Here is a 19,796-nt window from a genome sequence, read left to right as displayed (position 1 = left end):
TATAATAATGTGTTAATTGTATCTTTGCAGCAAAATTACAAAACATGACCAAAAAAGTTCGTGTGCGTTTTGCACCCAGCCCAACAGGACCACTTCATATTGGAGGTGTTCGTACGGCGTTATTCAACTATTTATTTGCTAAAAAACACCATGGTACTTTTATTTTAAGGATAGAAGATACCGACCAAAACCGATACGTTGAAGGTGCCGAACAATACATTATTGATGCTTTAAATTGGTGTGGAATACCGTTTGATGAAGGCCCTTCGACTGCGCTCAGGACAGGCTCTAATAAAAACGAATTTGGTCCATACCGTCAAAGCGAACGCAAACATTTATACAAACAATATGCTGATGAATTAATTGCATTAGGCAACGCCTATTACGCTTTTGATACTGCTGAAGATTTAGATTTTTATAGAACAGACCACGAAGCAAAAGGCAAAACCTTTATTTACAACTGGCACAACCGCTTAAAATTAAGCAATTCGTTATCGCTTAGCGCGGAAGAAGTACAAGCAAAGTTAGATGCTGGACACGAGTATGTCATTCGTTTTAAAAGTCCGCAAGACGAAACTTTGCTCTTAACGGATATTATTCGCGGTGATATTAAAATTGATACCAACATTTTAGATGATAAAGTATTGTTTAAAAGCGACGGCATGCCAACCTATCATTTGGCTAATATTGTAGATGACCATTTAATGGAAATTAGCCATGTAATTCGTGGTGAAGAATGGTTGCCTTCTTTAGCGTTACACTATCAATTGTACGATGCTTTTGGTTGGGAAAAACCAGAATTTGCACATTTACCATTAATTTTAAAACCAACAGGAAAAGGGAAATTAAGTAAACGAGATGGTGATAAATTAGGCTTTCCAGTGTTTCCTTTACAATGGATAGACCCCGTTACTGATGAAGTTTCAAGAGGTTATAAAGAAGATGGGTATTTCACTGATGCGATGATTAACTTTTTAGCTTTTTTAGGCTGGAACCCAGGAACCGAACAAGAGATTTTTAGTTTAGAAGAATTGATTCATACTTTTGAATTAGAACGCGTAAACAAATCGGGGGCGCGCTTTGACCCAGATAAAATTAAATGGTTTAACCATCATTACATGCAAGAACAAAATGATGATGAGTTGGCTGAAACTTTCAAAAATAAACATTCAGAATTAGCAGAAATTGACGTAAACTATATATCTCTTGTAGTTGGATTGATTAAAGAACGTGCTACATTTATTTCCGATTTTTGGGAGTTGAGCTCATTCTTTTTTGAAACACCAAAAACTTATGATGAAAAATCATTTGCAAAAATAATGACTAACGATGCTCGGGAGTTAATGAGCGAGTTAAAGCAAATTATCAATGCTGTTTTTGATTTTACAGCTGAAAATGTGCAAACCGAAGTTAAAACTTGGATAGGTAAAAAAGAAGTTGGCTTTGGAAAAGTAATGCAACCTTTGCGTTTAGCTTTAGTTGGCGAAATGAAAGGTCCAGATGTATTTGATATTATATATATGATTGGAAAAGCTGAAACGATTAAGCGAATAGAAAATGTAGTTTCATCTCTTTAATTGCCACAAATTCACAAAAGAAATATTAGTATAACTCAATCCTGTTGGTTTTAAAGCCCAACAGGATTATTCCACTAAAACGACGCTATTGCACCTAAAACCAACATGTTTTGATTGCCTTTAAAACGGGCGTTGCCACCAGAGGTATTAAGACTTTGGTTTTCCAACTTATTTAAAATATTGGTAAAGCCATATATATATTGTGCTTTTAGTTTAAAAAACTTAAAACCAACCGAAGCACCAATAGCGCCATTAAAATTAAATTGAGAAATATCGGTAATATCTTCTGCAGATAAATTAGCATAATTATCTACAAAGTAACTTTCTTTGCTTTTATCTTTTAATTCTAGCTTGCTATTATATTGTAGCATGGGACCTAAATCAATCGTAAAATAATCTGGAATTACCTTGATTTGTACCAACATCACTACTTGAGCAGCAAATATTTTATAATCTATAAATTCGCTATTGGCAACAACTTGTAGTGGTCTTGCCGAAATACCAATAGCACTTTCAGATAGTTGCATACCAAAACTTACATTGTACCATTTGTGAGGAATATCAACCGTAGCATTAAATCCGCCCAAAAATCCATCCCCTTGATTCGTAGTGAAATTATCGGTCGCAATATTAAACTTGGTAATAGCGCCTGTTACGCTTATGCCATTAGTAATTCTATAATTTCCTTTTTGTGCAAAATTTTTTGTAACAAAGCATAGTAATATAGCTACTAATAAGATAAGTTGTATGTTTTTCATTGTATCTTTAGGATTAATAATAAACAAATATAACTTAATTTAGTAATTAGCATTTTTCTAACAATTTTAAATAAAATATTATGAATTTTTATTCAATCCCCTTCATTGTACTCGCTGTTCTTTTATTTTTATCTTTCGTTTTTACCGTCAAGCAGCAAACTGCTGCTATTATTGAACGTTTTGGTAAATTTCAAAGTATTCGCCATTCTGGATTCCAACTAAAAATTCCTTTGGTTGACCGAATTGCTGGTCGCTTAAGTTTAAAAATCCAACAATTGGACGTTATTATCGAAACCAAAACTTTAGATGATGTATTTGTGCGCCTTAAAGTATCTGTTCAATATCGTGTTTTAACCCAAAAAGTATATGATGCTTTTTATAAATTAGACTATCCGCACGATCAAATAACCAGTTATGTATTTGACGTAGTGCGTGCAGAAGTGCCAAAAATGAAACTGGATGATGTTTTTGTGAAAAAAGACGATATCGCTTTAGCAGTAAAGGCAGAATTGAATGATGCCATGTTAGATTATGGTTTTGACATTATCAAAACCCTTGTAACCGATATAGATCCAGATGCACAAGTAAAAGCAGCCATGAACCGTATTAATGCTTCAGATAGAGAAAAAACCGCAGCGCAATACGAAGGTGATGCAGCACGTATTTTAATTGTTGAAAAAGCGAAAGCAGAAGCCGAAAGTAAACGTTTACAAGGACAAGGTATTGCCGACCAACGTCGTGAAATTGCACGTGGTTTGGAAGAATCTGTTTTAGTGCTGAACAAAGTTGGAATAAACTCCCAAGAAGCATCTGCTTTAATAGTAGTAACACAACATTACGATACACTTCAATCTATTGGACAAAGTACCAACAGCAACTTAATTTTAATGCCCAATTCGCCACAGGCAGGGAGCAATATGCTAAACGAAATGCTTGCTAGTTTTACCGCTAGTAACCAAATTGGTGAAGCTATGAAAGAAGCTAAAGAAAAAAAGAAAAAAGAATAACTTTATATACAAACAACAAAAAAGCCTTATAAACTAAATATTTATAAGGCTTTTTTATTGATGTCCTTCTTTATGTTTTTTAAGCATGGTTTTTAAAGTTTCTAAATAATTCTTTAACGATTTATCATCAACATTTAAATTATCTTCATTAGGAATGGTTATTGGATTTTCATCTAAATATTGATACAATTCAGGATAATCTGTTTCAATTTCCTGAGTAATATTCGATATCTCCAAAAGCAATTTAGCCTTCATTTTTTTCCTTTTTGTTAAACTGAGCATTTAAATTACTAAAATAAAACGAGTTGTGAAAATTATTCACTTTTTTATAAAAGCTTTAACTTTTAAACGGATGGCGTTCCTCCCACTCTTGTTTAGGATTCATCAATGCAAAAATCTGTTTTAAAGTGGCATTTATAAATCCATTGGTATGTTTTATATAAACAACCATGGGTTCTGCTTTAGCACCTACAGAACTTTTTATTTCCATAGCGGTTCTAGCATAAACCACTGTTTTAAAATTATTGCTAATACCAAAGTCTAACATGCTATAAAGCATATTTAAATACAACTGGTTTTTGTATTGATGCGCTTCATCATACCCTAAAAAATAAGTTTCAAGGTGTTTTTCATTTTCTATTAAAGTGAAAAAACCAATAAGTTCTTCATCCAAATAATATCCAAAAACTCTAAAACGATTTTCTAACTGTAGTTTTAAGCTATAAAAATGATTTTCTGGTAATATAAACGTATTAAACTTCGCATTGCTAGAAACATTTAAATACAAGGCGTGTAACCTGCTAGAATTGGCTTTAACAGCTTCTAAATCTAGTTCTGAGCACATAATGCCATTTAATTTAGTTCTTGCCGTTTTATAGCGCCGTTTGTATTTTTTATTAAGATCATTAATATAATCGTTAAAACTTAACCAATTTGGTTGAAGTTTCAAAATCATATTAGGCTGTACTTTAACTTTATGTAATTCATGATTATTGAAAAAATCGATTTCTAAATGAATGGTGTTATCAAGAAAATAATCTTTAAACATGACCGCACGTATAGTCTTATTTTGGCTTGTTTTTATATGATTTTTAATCCCATCTAAAGCTTCATAAACCAAATTCAAATAGGCAGTTTGGGATATGTTTTCCTTTTGAAAAAAAACCCCATGCTGTCCAGTATGTGTTAAGTTGCCCACCACCAAAATATTTCCTTTTAATACTTTTGAAACTACATCGCGAAAAAACTCTTTTACACAAGATACATTTATGGTTCTGAACATATCTTTTAAATATAACTGAACCCGTTGAATAATGGCAATACCAACTAAATCTTCTTCATTAAAAATTCCAACATAAAAAAATTGAATATTATTGGACGACGCTTCTTCTAAGGCTTTTAAATACGAAGATTGTAAAAAAATATCATGAGCAACAATACCATCCCATGAATGGGGAAGGTTTGCAACTGCATGATAAATTTTAAATGATTTCAAATTTGAGAATAAAAAAGACCGAAGTTAAAACACTTCAGTCTTTAATTATATTAAAAGTTTACAAAAATTATTTCCAAGCGCCAATAATACCGCCCATTAAACCAAGCGTTACTATCCAGTAACCCGCATTTATAAGGATGTATTTGGCACTTTTACGTTCAAATAAAGCATTGGTGCCTAAAATAGGCAAAGCAATAAAAACACCTGTTAAAACACCATGGAAAAGTCCGTGCCTAAAAGTTCTAAAAGACTCGGAATAATCTAACATAAAAGCTTCGTAAGAAGGCAGTGCACTCGCTGAGTTGCCACCTACTAAACTTAATGCCCCCATTTGGTGAACAACTATTCCTGGTAGTGCTGTAGCTAATAAAAAGGCAAAAAACAAAGCTAAACCAAAAATTTTAGCCATGTTAGCACCTTTCATTTTTTCTTCGGTCATTTCGGCAGCTTGCATCCAAGCATTACCAAACACTTTTGGGTGATACCAAATAAATCCAACAACCAGTGCCGAAACTGCGGCAACTAGAATTGCGCCAAGGTTTAAAAAATCCATAATAATTTTAGTTAAAGTTAGATGATAAATATAGTTAAAATAGTTTGTTTTTAGTTATTTGAAAAACATGCTACACAAGTGCATTTGCTTCTTCAACTAAAAGAGTATTAGAATCTTCTAGCGCTTTATTAATAAAATCATTTACTTCTAAATTCTTTTCCTGTCCTTTCTTAATTAAAACACCCAAAGCAATCATTGTTGCTATACGTGTTCCAACTTTTTTAGCAGCCGTATTAAAAAGTGGTTGCAACTCATCGTAACTAACATCTTTGGCAAGTTCTTGAATTTCTTCTTTTGCTTTAAGTTGTTTTTCTTCTGGAAGGTTGGTGTATTTTTTTCCTAATTGCTGGATAACATCAATAGCCTTACGTTGTGGTTGCGATGCTTTGTTTTGTGGTTTATTTTGGTTCTTGTTAGTGTTTTCAACAGGTTTTTGTTTCTCCCAAGAATCTCTTAATCCAACGGTTTTGTTAAATATTAATTTATTTGAAGATGAATCGTTATCCACATTAAAATAACCCAAACGTTGAAACTGGAACCGCTCTCCTGTTTTGGCTTCTAACAAACTTGGCTCTACATAAGCTTCAATTAATTTTAAAGACTCTGGGTTTAAAAATTCCATAAAATCTTTGTCTTGGTGACTATCGGGAGCTTCGTCCATAAACAATCTATCGTATTCCCTAACTTCAGCTTTTACAGCATGTTTTATAGATACCCAATGCAATGTGCCTTTTACTTTTTTGGAAATATCTTCAGAATATGTACAGTATATTTCTGTAACAGTTCCTTTTTCATCTTTTTTAACAGATTCGGCTTTAATGATATAGGCGTTTTTTAAACGTACTTCACCGCCTAATTTCAATCTAAAAAACTTATTGCCAGCTTGTTCTCTAAAATCTTCTTTTTCAATATAAAGCTCGCGTGAAAATGGTACTTTCCTAAATCCTGCACTTTCATCTTCTTGGTTATTTTCAGCTTCAAACCATTCTTCTTTTCCTTTAGGATAATTAGTAATAACCAATTTAACAGGGTCTAAAACCACCATAACACGTGGTGCCGTTTTATTTAAATCTTCACGAATACAGAACTCTAAAAGTGATACATCAATAATATTATCACGTTTGGCAACACCAACAGTTTCAACAAATTTTCTTAAAGCTGCAGGTGTGTAACCTCTGCGACGCAAACCAGAAATGGTAGGCATACGTGGGTCGTCCCAACCCTTTACAATGCCATCTTCAACCAATTTAAGCAACTTACGCTTACTCATAATGGTATAACTTAAATTTAAACGCGCAAATTCACGTTGTTTTGGTCTAACTAAATTGGGATCTACTAATTGGTCTAAAAACCAATCATAAAGCTCTCTATGAGGTTTAAATTCTAATGAACATAAAGAATGTGATACTTGTTCTATATAATCACTTTCGCCATGTGTCCAATCGTACATTGGGTATATACACCAATCATTTCCTGTTCTATGGTGATGTTTCTTTAAAATACGATACATAATAGGATCGCGCAATAGCATATTCGGGTGTTGCATATCTATTTTAGCACGCAAAATATGTTCGCCTTCTTCAAATTCGCCTGCTTTCATACATTCAAACAAATTTAAATTTTCTGCTACGGTTCTATTTCTAAAAGGGCCATCAACACCGGGTTGTGTGGGTGTTCCTTTTTGTTCAGCCATCACTTCGCTAGATTGCGAATCTACATAGGCTTTTCCTTCTTTAATAAACAAAATTGCCCAATCGTAAAGCTGTTGAAAGTAATCTGAAGAAAATAATTCTTTATCCCATTTATAACCTAACCAAGCCACATCTTCCTTAATAGCATCTACATATTCTTGCTCTTCTTTTGCTGGATTTGTATCATCAAAACGAAGGTTTACAGGTGCGTTATACTTTTCACCCAAACCAAAACTAATACCAATAGCCTTTGTATGCCCAATATGTAAATATCCGTTAGGTTCTGGTGGAAAACGAAAACGCAATTTATTTTGCGGCATCCCATTAGCCAAATCTTCTTCTATGATTTGCTCTAAAAAATTGAGCGGTTTTCTTTCTTCAGACATAAAATATATCGAAATGCTTTACTAGTTGTAAGAAACATTAAATTAATTAAACAAAAATATTGCGTAAAATTAGGTAATTTTGCCGACTTAAAACCACCTAACATGGGAATTATAAAAGTTGAAAATATTCGTGTATTTGCTTATCATGGATGCTTACAAGAAGAAACAAAAATAGGTAGCGATTACCGTGTAGACTTACAAGTTGAAGCTAATTTACAAACCGCTGCAAAAACAGATAAACTTTCTGATACTGTAGATTATGTGTTTTTAAATCGAATTATAAAAGAAGAAATGCTAATAGCTTCTCACCTACTTGAAACCGTTGCAAAACGTATTTTAAATCGAATTTTTAATGAAGATAAATTAGTAAAAAAAGCAACTGTTTGGATTAGCAAATTAAACCCCCCAATAGGTGGTGATGTAGAAAAAGTTACTATAAAAATGAAAGATAAGCGTAAAAATTAATTTTAACAGTTGAAAATTGACAATTTTTTTTACATTTGCACACGTAAATAAGGTGTCGTGGCCGAGTGGCTAGGCTCAGCTCTGCAAAAGCTGCTACAGCGGTTCGAATCCGCTCGACACCTCAAAAAAAAAGCTTCTGAATTTATCAGAAGCTTTTTTACTTTAATGGACTTATATTTTCTAATTTTTCTTTTATAAGTTCTTTTTCTTTTGGAAAAAATCCTTGAACTAAAAGTAAAACACCAAAACCTAATATTACTAAAGCTATTATTTTTTTTGTTTTAAAAATAATACGCGGTGTTAATCTGTTTTTTAATTTTTTTGCAATAACTATTTTAACTAAATCTACTAAAAAATAAACTATTAAAATGGTACTTAAAAAAACCACTACCCCATCATTTGAACTTGTTATTGAGTTTGCAATTACTATAAATGCCACCCAACCCAATAACACACCAATATTAATAAAATTTAGCAAAAAACCTTTTAAAAACAGTTTTCCATAGCCTCTTTTAATTTCAATTTTATGATATTCTCTAACAATTTCTCTAAATGATTTTGATGTTTTAATGAATGAAATAAACCCATAGGTTACTAATAAAACACCTCCAAAAATTAAAAAACTAGGATCGTCTTTTATGGTCTCCAATAGTTTGCTAGTACTAAAAAAAGCCACTATAATAAATATAATATCTGCCAACATTACACCACAATCAAATATTAAAGCGCTTTTAAAACCTTTGGTTGCACTAGTTTCAAGAAGCACAAAAAACACTGGGCCTATTGTAAAAGCTAGAATGATTCCAAAGGGAATTGCCGCTAAAATGTCGTCAAGCATAATTATATGTAAGGGTTTAATACAAAGTAAAGAAATATTTTAAAACTTATAGGTTTCTTTTAAAAGTGAATTAAAAACAAAACCCATTGCAAGCAATGGGTTTTAGTAAATTTATTATTTTAATTTTTATTCCATTCGTTTTATACGGCCTCCTAAAACAGTGCTTTCATTAACAGTTTCAGGGTTTCCATAAATATAAACATCGCCTCCTGCCCTAATTTTTACATCTACCAATTTTGTTGCTTTTACATAGGCTTCACCAGCTGCATTAATAGACACTTCGGTTTTATTGGTTTCAAGGTTTTCAGCATTATAAATACCTCCGGTTAATAACGATATTTTTTGCGATTTTGCATTACCTGTAGCTTTAATTTTTCCACCAGTAACCGATTTAATAATAGCATAATTAACATCTAAAGGAATTTCTATACTACCGCCTTCTTGTGCTCTTAAATCTATTTCGAACTGTTTAATACTATCTTTTCCAGATACTTTTGCGCCTTCGTTAACATCTATAATATCTAAAGACGTATAATGCAAAATAACTTTGGTATTGTTGCCATCAAAAATTTTTCCAATGTTCATTTTTATTTTAAGTGTACCATTCTTATTGTTTATTACCACTTCTTGTGTATTACTTCCTGTAATAATGGCTTTGTTTTCGTTGGATTTTACCAATTCAACTTCTATTAAATCGTAAACTTTTAGTTCTTTAAACTCACCAATATTTTTTTCTATTGATTTTTGAGCAATAGCGGCTCCAGATATTAAAATAGTTGCTAATAAAATTAAACGTTTCATATTATTTTAAATGATTTTTTATAAAAACGTGAATAATCAACAATTATTCCGCAATTCATATATTTTAAGAAAAAATTATAACAAGATTCTTTTCTTTAGAAACTTCATATAAATGATATTCTATTCATTTTTTCCTATTAAATTGAAATCAAGATGCTTTTTTACTAGATCGGTATTTTTAACTTTTACAACAACTTCATCACCCAATTGGTACATGATTTTATTATTTCTGCCTATCATGGCATATTGTTCTTGATCGAATGCATAATGATCGTCTTTCATATCTCGAACACTTACCATACCTTCACATTTATTGGAAATTATTTCTACATAAATCCCCCAATCGGTAACCCCAGAAATAACACCTACAAAATCTTCATCCTTATGATCTTGCATAAATTTAATTTGCATGTATTTAATGGAATCACGTTCAGCTTTGGTTGCCAAATTTTCCATATTACTGGAATGGTTGCATTTTTCTTCGTAAATATCTTCATTGGCCGATTTTCCACCATCTAAATAATGTTGAAGCAAGCGATGTGCCATCACATCTGGATAACGACGAATAGGCGATGTAAAATGGCTGTAGTAATCGAAAGCCAACCCGTAATGACCAATGTTGTGCGTAGAATATTCGGCTTTACTCATACTTCTAATTGCAAGCGTATCTACTAAATTTTGTTCCTTTTTACCATTAACTTCTTTTAGTAAAAAGTTAAGAGATGCCGACGTTGTTTTACGGTCTTTAAAATTTAATTTATAACCAAACTTTGATACAATACCTTGTAAATTAGCCAATTTACTATCGTCTGGTTCATCATGTACACGATAAACAAAGGTTTTTTTAGGGTCTTTTTTACCAACAAATTCCGATACTTTTCGGTTTGCCAATAACATAAATTCTTCAATTAATTTATTAGCATCTTTGCTAGTTTTAAAAAATACACCCACAGGGTTTGCATGTTCATCTAAATCAAACTTTACTTCTACTTTATCAAATGAAATAGCTCCAGAAATCATACGTTTTGCTCGCATTTTTTTAGCAAGTTCATCCATTTTTAATATGGCTTGAGCAATTTCTATAGATGTATTGTATTCGGTTCCAGTTAAAGAAACTTCACTTGGAATTGTTGTATTAATTTGAGAGGTTTCGACTGCACTCAACCTTACATTATTTTCGATAACAGCCTGTGCTTCTTCGTATGCAAAACGCGCATCGCTATACGTTACTGTTCTACCGTACCATTCATTTTTAATCTCACATTTTTCATTCATTTGAAAGACTGCAGAAAATGTTAATTTTTCTTCGAAAGGTCTTAATGAACACGCATTATTTGATAATACTTCAGGAAGCATAGGTACTACGCGATCTACCAAATAAATAGACGTTGCACGCTCATAAGCTTCATCATCTAAAACGGTACCTTCTTGTAAATAATGCGATACATCGGCAATATGAATACCTATTTCATATAAACCATCTTTCAAAACTTTAAAAGATAAAGCATCATCAAAATCTTTAGCATCTTTTGGGTCGATGGTAAAGGTTAAATCTTGACGCATATCGCGACGTTTTGAAATCTCCTCAGCAGTAATTGACGTATCTAATTTATTGGCAAATTCTTCAACTTCATGTGGAAATTCATAGGGCAAACCATATTCAGCTAAAATAGAATGGATTTCGGTATTATGATCTCCTGGTTTTCCTAGAACTTGAATTACTTTTCCATAAGGAGAATCGGCATTCTCTGGCCAATCTTCAAGTTTTACCAAAACTTTATCGCCATCTTCGGCTTTATTAATCTTATTAATTGGTACAAAAATATCTTTGTACATTTTATTACTATCCGCTACTACAAAGGCAAAATTCTTTTTCTCATGAATTTGAATGGTACCAACATATTCGCTTTTTTCTCGCTTTAAAACTTGGGTAATTTCGCCTTCCATTTTACCTCGATGGCGACGTTTGTAAACATAAAACTCAACTTCATCACCATTTAAGGCTTTATTTATATTGTTTGATGCTATAAAAATATCATCATCAAAATCTTCGGAAATAATATATCCATTTCCTTTTGCTGCTAAATCTAAAATACCTTTGTGGTATTCTGCATTAAATACTGCTTTAAACTTACCACGTTCTACTTCTTCAATTTCTTTTTGAACAGCAAGTTCTGCTAATTTTTTTATAATTTGATTTCTGCTACTTGCATCATTTACATTAAGTTTTGAAGCTATTTGTTTATAGTTAAAACTTTGATTTTTATCTTTTTTTATAATACTTAAAATAGTATTTGTAAGGTTGGAAATACCTTTTTTGGACTTTCCTTTTTTCTTTCTTGTCATTTAATTTTTGTAATCATTTTCTATTTCCTAAGATACAGGAAATTGTTTTATTAAATAGCACTGTTAAGGAGAAGTATTTGCTATTTCTTTTAGCAAAGTTACAATTAAAATATTAAAGACTATTTTTTTAATGTTAAACTATCTTAAAATCAACTTATCCACATTATATATTATATTATTATTTTCTTTTTAAAATTTAAAAAATTAAGTGATGATTATAATAGTGTGTTAATAGCGGTATAACTTTTTTAACTTTTATTATGATTACAATTAATTTACATTCTATTAATAGTTAATTAACATGTTATATTAATTTAATAGGTTCATTTTTAAGTCATTTAATTTTTATATAAACAGTTGTTAACAACTTAAAAACACTGTTAATTATTGAAAAATATTTTAAAATGGATGTTTATATATATCCTTTTAAAAGCTTAAAACTTAGCTAAAAAAAGTGAGTTAAATTTTTGGATATATACTTCTTGTTTTTGATTAGAAAAATAAATGGATTATCAATTTTTTTCTTTTAAAAAACTATAAACACTTATTAACAAGTAATGAATATATTAATGCACATTGTTTATAATTACTACCTTTGTATAAGGATACATTAATATATATAAAATGAAAATTTCTATAGGAAACGACCACGCAGGAACTGATTATAAACTTGCTATTGTAAAGTATTTAGAATCAAAATGTTATACTATTAAAAATTATGGTACTGATAGTATAGATAGTGTAGATTATGCTGATTTTGTACACCCAGTTGCTACCGATGTTGAAACTAATAAAGCTGATTTTGGTATTTTAATTTGTGGTAGTGCTAATGGTGTGGCAATGACTGCGAATAAGCACCAAAAAATACGTGCTGGTTTATGCTGGAATAAGGAAATTGTACATCTTATTCGCAGTCATAATAATGCTAATATTTTATGTATTCCAGCAAGGTTTACAGCTATCCAGCAAGCCATTGAAATGGTGGATGTATTTTTAAATACAGAATTTGAAGGTGGTCGCCATCAAACACGTATTGATAAAATACCGGTGTCTTGTTAAATGAGTCATTCTCATAATCATACACACTCACATAATGAGTTAAAAGGTCGTAATCTTTTAATATCTATTTTATTAAATATTCTTATTACGGCTGCTCAAGTTGTTGGTGGATTAATATCTGGTAGTTTATCACTATTAAGCGATGCACTTCATAATTTTAGTGATGTATTGTCTTTAGTTGTAAGCTATGTAGCTAATAAATTAGCAAAAAAAGAAGCTTCTATACAAAGAACATTTGGTTATAAACGTGCAGAAATTTTAGCGGCATTTGTAAATGCTTCTACCTTAATAATTATTGCTATTTTATTAATTATTGAAGCCGTTAAACGTTTTCAAAATCCTGAAGATATTAAATCTGGTTTAGTTATTTGGTTATCACTTTTAGGAATTATTGCTAACGGATTAAGTGTACTTTTACTTAAAAAAGATGCCAATAATAATATAAATATGCGTAGTGCTTATTTACATTTATTAACCGATATGTTAGCAAGTATAGCTGTGCTTATTGGAGGTTTATTAATGAAATTTTACCAACTTTTTTGGGTGGATAGTTTACTTACTTTTTTAATTGCCCTATATTTAATTTGGGTGGGTTATGATTTGTTAAAAACATCAACTAAAATGCTTATGCTATTCACTCCAGAACATATTAGCATTAAAGAGGTGGTTATATTGGTAAATGAATTACCTAAAGTAAAAAAATTGCACCACGTACATATTTGGAATTTAAGTGATAACGAGTTGCATTTAGAAGCACATTTAGATTTAAATGAAGATGTGTCTATTACTGAATTTGATAGTTTATTACAAGATATTGAATCTATTTTGCATAAACAATTTAATATAAACCATGTAACAATTCAACCAGAATTTAATAAAAACGATCCTAAAGAAGTTATTGTTCAAGATTAGAAAATCATAATATTATATGCTTAAAACTGAAGTTAAAACCTTTTCAGAATTAACACTTCAAGAACTTTATAGAATTTTACAATTACGAAGTGAAGTTTTTGTGGTTGAGCAAGATTGTGTTTATCAAGATATTGATGGAAAGGATGATAAGGCACTTCATGTTTTGGGAATAAAAGACCAGCAAATAATAGCTTATACCCGACTTTTTAAATCTGGAGATTATTTTGAATACGCTAGCATTGGTCGTGTTGTAATTGAAAAAAACCAACGCACTTTTAAATATGGTTATGATATGATGAAGGCTTCTATTAAAGCAATTGAAACTTATTTTAAAGAGAAAACAATAAAAATTTCAGCGCAAGCGCATTTAAAATATTTTTATAATAATTGTGGTTTTGTTGTATTTGGTGAAGAATATTTAGAAGATGATATTCCGCATATTGCGATGATAAAGGAATAAGTATTGTCATTCTAAAACAAGTTCAGTGTAACGAAAGTAATTATTAACGTTTCAAAGTAAAATGACCTTTAATAGATTCGCCAGTATTTAAGGTAATTATATACCAATAATCGTTTGAAGCTAATTGTTGCCCTTTAAAACTTCCGTTCCAACCAGGTGCATTAGCAGGTAAGTATTTTAAAAGTTTCCCATAACGGTCAAAAATAGCGATGGTTTTAATGGTGTTGTTAAAATCCTGAACTTTCCAAACATCGTGTGCTCCATCGTTATTTGGGGTGAAATATTTTGGAATATAATAATCTTCTGAAGTAATTAAAACACTAAAACGGCTTTCATTATTAGCACAAACCGATTCATTATAAATATAAATACTTTGTGAAGATGTTATAACATCACCAGCAAATAAAGGAATTCCATTACCTCCAGACTGTGTAAAATAGTTACCAAAAGTTAGCGTAGGTAATGTGTAAGAGGTATTTGTAACCACACTATTTAAAGTATCTACATTTACAAAATTATTGCATTGGTTTTGGTTAGTTACATAATTTGAAAAACCAGTTGGCTGCCAATTATTAGGTGTGCTTGTTGGTTTATCAACCACCACACAATTTAAGTTTAAATTAGCACTAAAATTTACAGTGGCGTTACTGTTGTTACCATTTTTAATATTTAATTTACACAATTGATTATTACTACAATCTAAAGTAGTTAAGTTGGAATTTTTAGATAAATCAAGTTCAGCTAAATCATTAAAACTACAATTTAAAGTTCCTAAAGCAGTATTGGTTTTTGTATCTAAATTGGCAAGTTTATTTTGTTCACACAACAAAAAAACAAGGCTTGTATTTTGAGATATATTCAAATTTGAAAGCAAATTATTTCCACATTGAAACCTGCTTAATTTGGTGTTTTTAGTTATATCTATACTTGTTAATTGGTTGCTTTCGCAAACAAAAACATTCAGGTTTATATTTTTTGAAACATCTAAAAAGGCTAACTGATTTGTATCGCAAACCAGTGAAATTAATTTGGTGTTTTGTGTAACATTTAAGTTAGTCAACCAATTATTGGCACACCAAAAAATGTTTAAATTGGTTAGCTTGGTAACATCTAAACTTGTTAGCTGGTTATTACTGCAAAATAGTTGTAATAAACTAATGTTTTGAGATACATTTAAGTTTGAAAGTGAGTTGTTAGAACAGTCTAAAACAGTTAGTGCTATAAAATCTTCAATACCTGTTAGATTCGTTATGTTTTTTACCGAAACATCTAAATTGGTAATATTACTAATGTTGGCGGTTGGCACAAAACCATTTATAGGTGCAGAATCAAAACCTAAATCTATTAAAGCTTGTTCAAAATTAGTATCTGGAATGGCTGTGTTTTGTGCAATACCAACCATACTGTATAGCATTAAAAAAAAACTATATATGCATATTTTATTTACCCACATAGGTAATAACTATTTCTACACGCCTATCAAATTTTGGGTCGCCACCAAGTGGAAACTTTCTTCGTAAACCCAAATGGCGCATACGTTTTTTATCAACTCCTTTTTTTATAAAATAGTTATAAATGTATTCGGCGCGGGCTTCAGAAAGGTTGCGAAGTTTGGTTTTTCTATCAACAGCATCCCTACTGTTTTGGGTGCAGCATACATGCCCTTGAATGGTAAAGTAAATATCTTTACGTTCCACTAAAACATCTGCAATAGATTCTAAGTTTTTTTTAGATTCAGGAATAACTTGACTGTAACCTGTTTTAAATAAAATATTTTCAAATACTATTTTATCGCCAACTTTAAGTTCTCCTTTTAGAAGTTCTGGGGCATCTTTCTTTTTAGGGACTTCAATTTTTTTCGGTTTTTCTTCAATAATTTTAAGCGGTTTGGACTTTACAATAATTTCCACTTTTCGGTTTAAACCCCTAATTTTTACAACATTTTTTTCTTCAACTATTTTTAATAAAATTTTTCCTTTACCATCTACATTGCTTATTAAATCTTCGCTAATTTCATTATTAGAAAATACGGTTTTAATGGCATCGGCACGTTGTTGCGAAAGTTTTAGGTTATACGAAACGGCACCTACATCATCACAAAAACCGAAAATGGAAATGGATTCAATATCGGTATCTGACAAGCTTGAAATAAAAAGAAGTAGCCTACTTTCTTCGGTTGGAATAATATCGTATTTGTCGGTATCAAAATAAACTTCGTGTGTTAGTTCTTTTTGAGAAAAAACAAGTACACTTTGAAGTGCTATTAATAATAAAACCAACGGTTTGTTCATAAAGTAGGCAATTGAACTGAATATAAATATACTGTTTTTAATGAATTTTGATTAATACCTATACTTTTTTAAGTTTAAAGACGATTACAAGAGGTTAAAAAACAACAAATTTTACTTTAAGTAGCTTAAATATGCTGTTTGATTACCAAGTATGTCCGTTGCTTTTTTAATTTCGGCATCGTGTAGTTTATAATAATCATACAAACCTTCTCTGTACACATAGCGTTTTACAATGTCTTCGGTTAACAACTCAAGCAAATAGGCTTTATTTTCGTCTATTACACTAATTTTCGACTTGTTTAAGTTAGAAATAAGCGTATTAAAGTCGTTTTTAATGTTATCGTCCAAATCGTCGTTTTTGGCGGCCTCATAAGCTTTGTTTAGTGCTTTTTCAGTTTCAGTTTCAAAAGAGAAATTATTAGCCTTTAAAAAACTTTTAAAGTTTAAAAAATCGGTATCGTTAAGCTGTAAGATATTAACGTCTTTTATATCGTGATTGTAATAATAATTGGTAGCATAATTAAAAATTAAATCGTTGTTAACAATCGCGTTTATTATAGAAGAATTTTTTGAACCATTAAAACTTACATCTGGAAGTACACCGCCTCCATCAAACACTTTTCTGCCGTTTTTGGTTTTAAACTCGTTATAGTTTTCCTGTTTTACACGAACAGCTTCACCTTTGTCATTTCTATGCCAATAATCTAAGGCTTGAATGCATCTGCCAGAAGGTGTGTAATATCTAGAAATGGTAATTTTTACCTGTGTACCGTAAACCAGTTCTTTTGGGCGTTGTACCAAACCTTTCCCAAAACTTCTAGAACCAATAATTACAGCGCGGTCTAAATCTTGCAAAGCGCCAGAAACAATTTCGCTTGCCGAAGCACTACCTTCATCAATTAAAATAACCAACGGTATTTGGGTATCGATAGGGTCGTTTTGGGTATAATAGGTTTTGTTGTATTTTTTAACTTTAGACTTTGTTGTAACCACCAACTGCCCTTTGGATACAAATAAGTTTACAATATTAATAGCCTCGTTAAGCAAGCCACCAGGGTTACCACGTAAATCTAAAATAATACGTTCAGCTCCTTGTGCTTTTAAATCGCGCAGAGCGTAGTTGGTTTCGGCAGATGCTTTGTCGTTAAAACGACTTAATACTATAAATCCCGTTTTGTTATTAACCATCGAGAAATACGGAACCGCCTTAATTTCAACTTCAGCGCGTTTTATGGTAGCTGTTTGGGTTTTTCCTTGGCGTTTGTAGGTTACTTCTACCGGTGTATCGGTAGCGCCTTTAAGTAATTCACCTGCGTCTTCTTTGTAGGTTTCAATAAGGGTGTTCCCTACTTTTATAATTTCGTCGCCCGCTTTTAAACCCGCTTTATCTGCCGGATAATTTTTATAAGGCTCTACAATAACTAATTTGTCTTTTAAGGTTTTTACTTTTGCTCCAATGCCTGTATAATCGCCGGTATTATTAATTCTAGCAGACTCTACATCCTGTTCGTTCATAAAATTGGTGTATGGATCTAAATTTTCCAACATGCTTTTTATAGCAGTGTCCATCAGGTCGCCCGGGTTGGTATCGTCTACATAATTCATGTTGAGCTCTTTAAAAAGCGTGGTGAATATTTCTATTTGCTTGGCTATTTCAAAAAAATCGTTTTTAAAAGCTGTGGTTGATAGAAATAGTACACAGGCTATTACAGGAATTAGTATTCTTTTTTTAAGTAATTTTTTCATCTGTTAAGATTTATTGTTTTGTTTGACAACCAAAATGTTCTTTTATGGCATGTCATCATTATTTGATTTTTCAGTTTCTGAAACCTTTTTTAAAAACTTATCAAAAAGGTGGCTCATGCGGGCTTCTACTTGGGCTAAAGTGGGTTTTTCTTTGCCAATGTACAAAATCATAAACGCATATTGTGTTGTAATGTTGTTAAAATAGTTGGCTTTGTTTAGTCGGTAAACCTCTCGAATTAAACGTTTTATACGGTTTCTGGCTACGGCAGTTTTAAATTGTCGTTTACTAACAGAAACCCCTGTTTTTGCCAAAATAGCGTCATCAAAAGTGGTTGGTAAATACACCAAACGCAACGGAAATGCTGAAACCGATTGCCCACTGGCAAACAATTGCTCGATAAGCTTTTTGCTTTTAAGTTTTTCTTTTTTATTGAATGTGAATTTCAACTTTGTAGGTTTAAAAGCCAAAGGTAATGAAATAAAAAAATGATTACTTTTTTAGTACCTTAATTTGAATGTTTTTAAACCAGATGGGTTGCCCTTCGGCCTGCAATGCAATAAACCCATGGTCAACATATTTGTCTGCTCCTAATTCAAGTAATTTTTTAGCATCTTTATCTGTATCATCGAGCTGCGGATGGTTAAATTGAATTACTTCTTCTCCATTTATTCGATATATAATTTTTTCATTCCCGTGTACTTCAGCCTCAAAAGTTACCCATGTGTTTACTGGGAAAAGTTTTGAATTTGAATTAACAATATGTTCTTTAGTAAGTTTCCCGCCTATTTCAATATGTGTACCAGGTGTTACCGCATTACCAGTTTGTGTTCCGGCCGTAGCGCCTTCTGCCAGAAATTGTCCTTCAAGGCTTACAGGAAAAGCTTGGTCAATACGCATGCTTTGAGGTGATTGTGCATGCAACATAGCTCCACTATTTAGGTTTGTCCAGTGAGGTGCATCCGGCATTCCAGAACCAAAAATTTTATATTCAACTTTAAAGATATAGTGTGAATAAGCAATATTTGTAAAAAGGTGACCAAATTGCATGTCAAATTTTTCATATTTTTCATAGGAAACTTTGAGGATACCCTCTTCTGCGTAAAAGGTATTGTGTATATTTTCATTTAATGGTTGACCATTAATCTTAACAGTCCAGCCATCTAAGTTTTCACCGTTGAATAATGAAATCCAGTTTGAAGTTTCTATATTTTCAATTTGACCATAGGATGAAGAAAAATAAATGAAAATTAAAATTTGGAAAAACCGTTGAAATAGAAAAGAGATTTGCATGTAATTTGTGCTTTGTGGGTTGTTGTGTGAAAACGAAGTTAGCATTTTTCTTTCATAAATCAAGTATAAGAAATCCCACTTTAATTTGTGTAAAGAGGGGTTAAAAGCTAATGAAATTAA

General features: G+C 31.4%; 19 protein-coding genes and 1 tRNA gene. 7 read left to right on the top strand and 13 right to left on the bottom strand.

All coding sequences use genetic code 11. The features are described from left to right. Positions 1 to 44 precede the first annotated feature (44 nt). On the top strand, positions 45 to 1,577 hold the full coding sequence (gltX, locus tag VP395_RS08660) for a glutamate--tRNA ligase (RefSeq protein WP_346241524.1): 1,533 nt from the start codon (positions 45 to 47) through the stop codon (positions 1,575 to 1,577). Between the two features lie 74 nt (positions 1,578 to 1,651). On the opposite strand, the gene VP395_RS08655 is transcribed toward gltX, so the two are convergent. Continuing rightward, entirely contained in the window at positions 1,652 to 2,335 is a 684-nt protein-coding gene (locus VP395_RS08655; protein ID WP_346241522.1) for a hypothetical protein, read from the bottom strand. Between the two features lie 80 nt (positions 2,336 to 2,415). Here VP395_RS08655 and VP395_RS08650 point away from each other — a divergent pair, with 80 nt between their 5' ends. After that, the gene (locus VP395_RS08650; RefSeq protein ID WP_346241520.1) at positions 2,416 to 3,342 is read left to right on the top strand and encodes an SPFH domain-containing protein; all 927 of its coding nucleotides are present in this window, start codon (positions 2,416 to 2,418) and stop codon (positions 3,340 to 3,342) included. Between the two features lie 54 nt (positions 3,343 to 3,396). Here VP395_RS08650 and VP395_RS08645 read toward each other — a convergent pair whose 3' ends face one another. The 4 genes from VP395_RS08645 to VP395_RS08630 form a co-directional block, all read right to left on the bottom strand. Beyond that, positions 3,397 to 3,597 carry a hypothetical protein gene (locus VP395_RS08645; RefSeq protein ID WP_346241518.1) on the bottom strand — a complete coding sequence of 67 codons (201 nt, stop codon included), beginning with the start codon at positions 3,595 to 3,597 and terminating at the stop codon, positions 3,397 to 3,399. A gap of 82 nt (positions 3,598 to 3,679) precedes the next feature. Further along, on the bottom strand, positions 3,680 to 4,837 hold the full coding sequence (locus VP395_RS08640) for a GNAT family N-acetyltransferase (protein WP_346241516.1): 1,158 nt from the start codon (positions 4,835 to 4,837) through the stop codon (positions 3,680 to 3,682). 67 nt (positions 4,838 to 4,904) lie between these two features. Beyond that, complete coding sequence (locus VP395_RS08635) at positions 4,905 to 5,390, bottom strand: DUF1761 domain-containing protein (RefSeq protein WP_346241514.1); 486 nt, start codon at positions 5,388 to 5,390, stop codon at positions 4,905 to 4,907. Between the two features lie 70 nt (positions 5,391 to 5,460). Continuing rightward, complete coding sequence (locus tag VP395_RS08630; protein ID WP_346241512.1) at positions 5,461 to 7,467, bottom strand: glutamine--tRNA ligase/YqeY domain fusion protein; 2,007 nt, start codon at positions 7,465 to 7,467, stop codon at positions 5,461 to 5,463. Between the two features lie 102 nt (positions 7,468 to 7,569). On the opposite strand from VP395_RS08630, the gene folB reads away from it, so the two are divergent. Together folB and VP395_RS08620 are read left to right on the top strand one after the other, a co-directional pair. Further along, positions 7,570 to 7,932, top strand: a complete 363-nt coding sequence (folB, locus tag VP395_RS08625) for a dihydroneopterin aldolase (protein ID WP_346241510.1) — start codon at positions 7,570 to 7,572, stop codon at positions 7,930 to 7,932. Positions 7,933 to 7,983: 51 nt separating this feature from the next. Continuing rightward, positions 7,984 to 8,054: transfer RNA gene (locus tag VP395_RS08620), tRNA-Cys, on the top strand. Positions 8,055 to 8,089: 35 nt separating this feature from the next. On the opposite strand, the gene VP395_RS08615 is transcribed toward VP395_RS08620, so the two are convergent. The 3 genes from VP395_RS08615 to VP395_RS08605 all read right to left on the bottom strand — a co-directional run bounded on the left by VP395_RS08615 (position 8,090) and on the right by VP395_RS08605 (position 11,917). Continuing rightward, entirely contained in the window at positions 8,090 to 8,770 is a 681-nt protein-coding gene (locus tag VP395_RS08615) for a LysE family translocator (protein ID WP_346241508.1), read from the bottom strand. 126 nt (positions 8,771 to 8,896) lie between these two features. Then, entirely contained in the window at positions 8,897 to 9,571 is a 675-nt protein-coding gene (locus VP395_RS08610) for a head GIN domain-containing protein (RefSeq protein ID WP_346241506.1), read from the bottom strand. Positions 9,572 to 9,691: 120 nt separating this feature from the next. Then, positions 9,692 to 11,917 carry a ribonuclease R family protein gene (locus VP395_RS08605; protein WP_346241504.1) on the bottom strand — a complete coding sequence of 742 codons (2,226 nt, stop codon included), beginning with the start codon at positions 11,915 to 11,917 and terminating at the stop codon, positions 9,692 to 9,694. Between the two features lie 624 nt (positions 11,918 to 12,541). On the opposite strand from VP395_RS08605, the gene rpiB reads away from it, so the two are divergent. From rpiB to VP395_RS08590, 3 genes are read left to right on the top strand one after another with little or no spacing between them, the layout of a single operon-like run. Next, complete coding sequence (gene rpiB / locus VP395_RS08600) at positions 12,542 to 12,976, top strand: ribose 5-phosphate isomerase B (protein ID WP_346241502.1); 435 nt, start codon at positions 12,542 to 12,544, stop codon at positions 12,974 to 12,976. Continuing rightward, positions 12,977 to 13,888 (top strand): cation diffusion facilitator family transporter, encoded by a 912-nt coding sequence (locus VP395_RS08595; protein ID WP_346241500.1) that lies wholly within the window; start codon positions 12,977 to 12,979, stop codon positions 13,886 to 13,888. 16 nt (positions 13,889 to 13,904) lie between these two features. Continuing rightward, entirely contained in the window at positions 13,905 to 14,348 is a 444-nt protein-coding gene (locus VP395_RS08590) for a GNAT family N-acetyltransferase (protein WP_346241498.1), read from the top strand. 43 nt (positions 14,349 to 14,391) lie between these two features. Here VP395_RS08590 and VP395_RS08585 read toward each other — a convergent pair whose 3' ends face one another. The 5 genes from VP395_RS08585 to VP395_RS08565 form a co-directional block, all read right to left on the bottom strand. Further along, positions 14,392 to 15,762: a T9SS type B sorting domain-containing protein gene (locus VP395_RS08585; protein ID WP_346241496.1), complete on the bottom strand. Its 1,371-nt coding sequence runs from the start codon at positions 15,760 to 15,762 to the stop codon at positions 14,392 to 14,394. 25 nt (positions 15,763 to 15,787) lie between these two features. Beyond that, the gene (locus VP395_RS08580; RefSeq protein WP_346241494.1) at positions 15,788 to 16,639 is read right to left on the bottom strand and encodes an OmpA family protein; all 852 of its coding nucleotides are present in this window, start codon (positions 16,637 to 16,639) and stop codon (positions 15,788 to 15,790) included. A gap of 111 nt (positions 16,640 to 16,750) precedes the next feature. Beyond that, complete coding sequence (locus VP395_RS08575; RefSeq protein WP_346241492.1) at positions 16,751 to 18,385, bottom strand: S41 family peptidase; 1,635 nt, start codon at positions 18,383 to 18,385, stop codon at positions 16,751 to 16,753. Between the two features lie 42 nt (positions 18,386 to 18,427). After that, positions 18,428 to 18,832 carry a ribonuclease P protein component gene (gene rnpA, locus VP395_RS08570; protein ID WP_346241490.1) on the bottom strand — a complete coding sequence of 135 codons (405 nt, stop codon included), beginning with the start codon at positions 18,830 to 18,832 and terminating at the stop codon, positions 18,428 to 18,430. Between the two features lie 43 nt (positions 18,833 to 18,875). Further along, positions 18,876 to 19,676 (bottom strand): 3-keto-disaccharide hydrolase, encoded by an 801-nt coding sequence (locus VP395_RS08565; protein ID WP_346241488.1) that lies wholly within the window; start codon positions 19,674 to 19,676, stop codon positions 18,876 to 18,878. Positions 19,677 to 19,796 lie beyond the last annotated feature (120 nt).

The sequence above is a fragment of the Mariniflexile soesokkakense genome, assembly GCF_039650365.1.
Classification (GTDB): Bacteria; Bacteroidota; Bacteroidia; order Flavobacteriales; family Flavobacteriaceae; genus Mariniflexile; species Mariniflexile soesokkakense.
The sequence above is the reverse complement of the archived record's forward strand: the minus strand, read 5'-3'. Positions and strand labels throughout refer to the sequence as shown.

What these genes read in the sequence shown, in the direction of transcription:
- VP395_RS08590 (WP_346241498.1), top strand. Translation starts at nt 13,905, where the DNA reads ATGCTTAAAACTGAAGTTAAAACCTTTTCAGAATTAACACTTCAAGAA.
- VP395_RS08610 (WP_346241506.1), bottom strand. Translation starts at nt 9,571, where the DNA reads ATGAAACGTTTAATTTTATTAGCAACTATTTTAATATCTGGAGCCGCT.
- VP395_RS08645 (WP_346241518.1), bottom strand. Translation starts at nt 3,597, where the DNA reads ATGAAGGCTAAATTGCTTTTGGAGATATCGAATATTACTCAGGAAATT.
- rpiB (WP_346241502.1), top strand. Translation starts at nt 12,542, where the DNA reads ATGAAAATTTCTATAGGAAACGACCACGCAGGAACTGATTATAAACTT.
- VP395_RS08605 (WP_346241504.1), bottom strand. Translation starts at nt 11,917, where the DNA reads ATGACAAGAAAGAAAAAAGGAAAGTCCAAAAAAGGTATTTCCAACCTT.
- VP395_RS08635 (WP_346241514.1), bottom strand. Translation starts at nt 5,390, where the DNA reads ATGGATTTTTTAAACCTTGGCGCAATTCTAGTTGCCGCAGTTTCGGCA.
- VP395_RS08630 (WP_346241512.1), bottom strand. Translation starts at nt 7,467, where the DNA reads ATGTCTGAAGAAAGAAAACCGCTCAATTTTTTAGAGCAAATCATAGAA.
- VP395_RS08575 (WP_346241492.1), bottom strand. Translation starts at nt 18,385, where the DNA reads ATGAAAAAATTACTTAAAAAAAGAATACTAATTCCTGTAATAGCCTGT.
- VP395_RS08595 (WP_346241500.1), top strand. Translation starts at nt 12,977, where the DNA reads ATGAGTCATTCTCATAATCATACACACTCACATAATGAGTTAAAAGGT.
- VP395_RS08655 (WP_346241522.1), bottom strand. Translation starts at nt 2,335, where the DNA reads ATGAAAAACATACAACTTATCTTATTAGTAGCTATATTACTATGCTTT.
- VP395_RS08615 (WP_346241508.1), bottom strand. Translation starts at nt 8,770, where the DNA reads ATGCTTGACGACATTTTAGCGGCAATTCCCTTTGGAATCATTCTAGCT.
- gltX (WP_346241524.1), top strand. Translation starts at nt 45, where the DNA reads ATGACCAAAAAAGTTCGTGTGCGTTTTGCACCCAGCCCAACAGGACCA.
- VP395_RS08565 (WP_346241488.1), bottom strand. Translation starts at nt 19,676, where the DNA reads ATGCAAATCTCTTTTCTATTTCAACGGTTTTTCCAAATTTTAATTTTC.
- folB (WP_346241510.1), top strand. Translation starts at nt 7,570, where the DNA reads ATGGGAATTATAAAAGTTGAAAATATTCGTGTATTTGCTTATCATGGA.
- VP395_RS08580 (WP_346241494.1), bottom strand. Translation starts at nt 16,639, where the DNA reads ATGAACAAACCGTTGGTTTTATTATTAATAGCACTTCAAAGTGTACTT.
- VP395_RS08585 (WP_346241496.1), bottom strand. Translation starts at nt 15,762, where the DNA reads ATGCTATACAGTATGGTTGGTATTGCACAAAACACAGCCATTCCAGAT.
- VP395_RS08650 (WP_346241520.1), top strand. Translation starts at nt 2,416, where the DNA reads ATGAATTTTTATTCAATCCCCTTCATTGTACTCGCTGTTCTTTTATTT.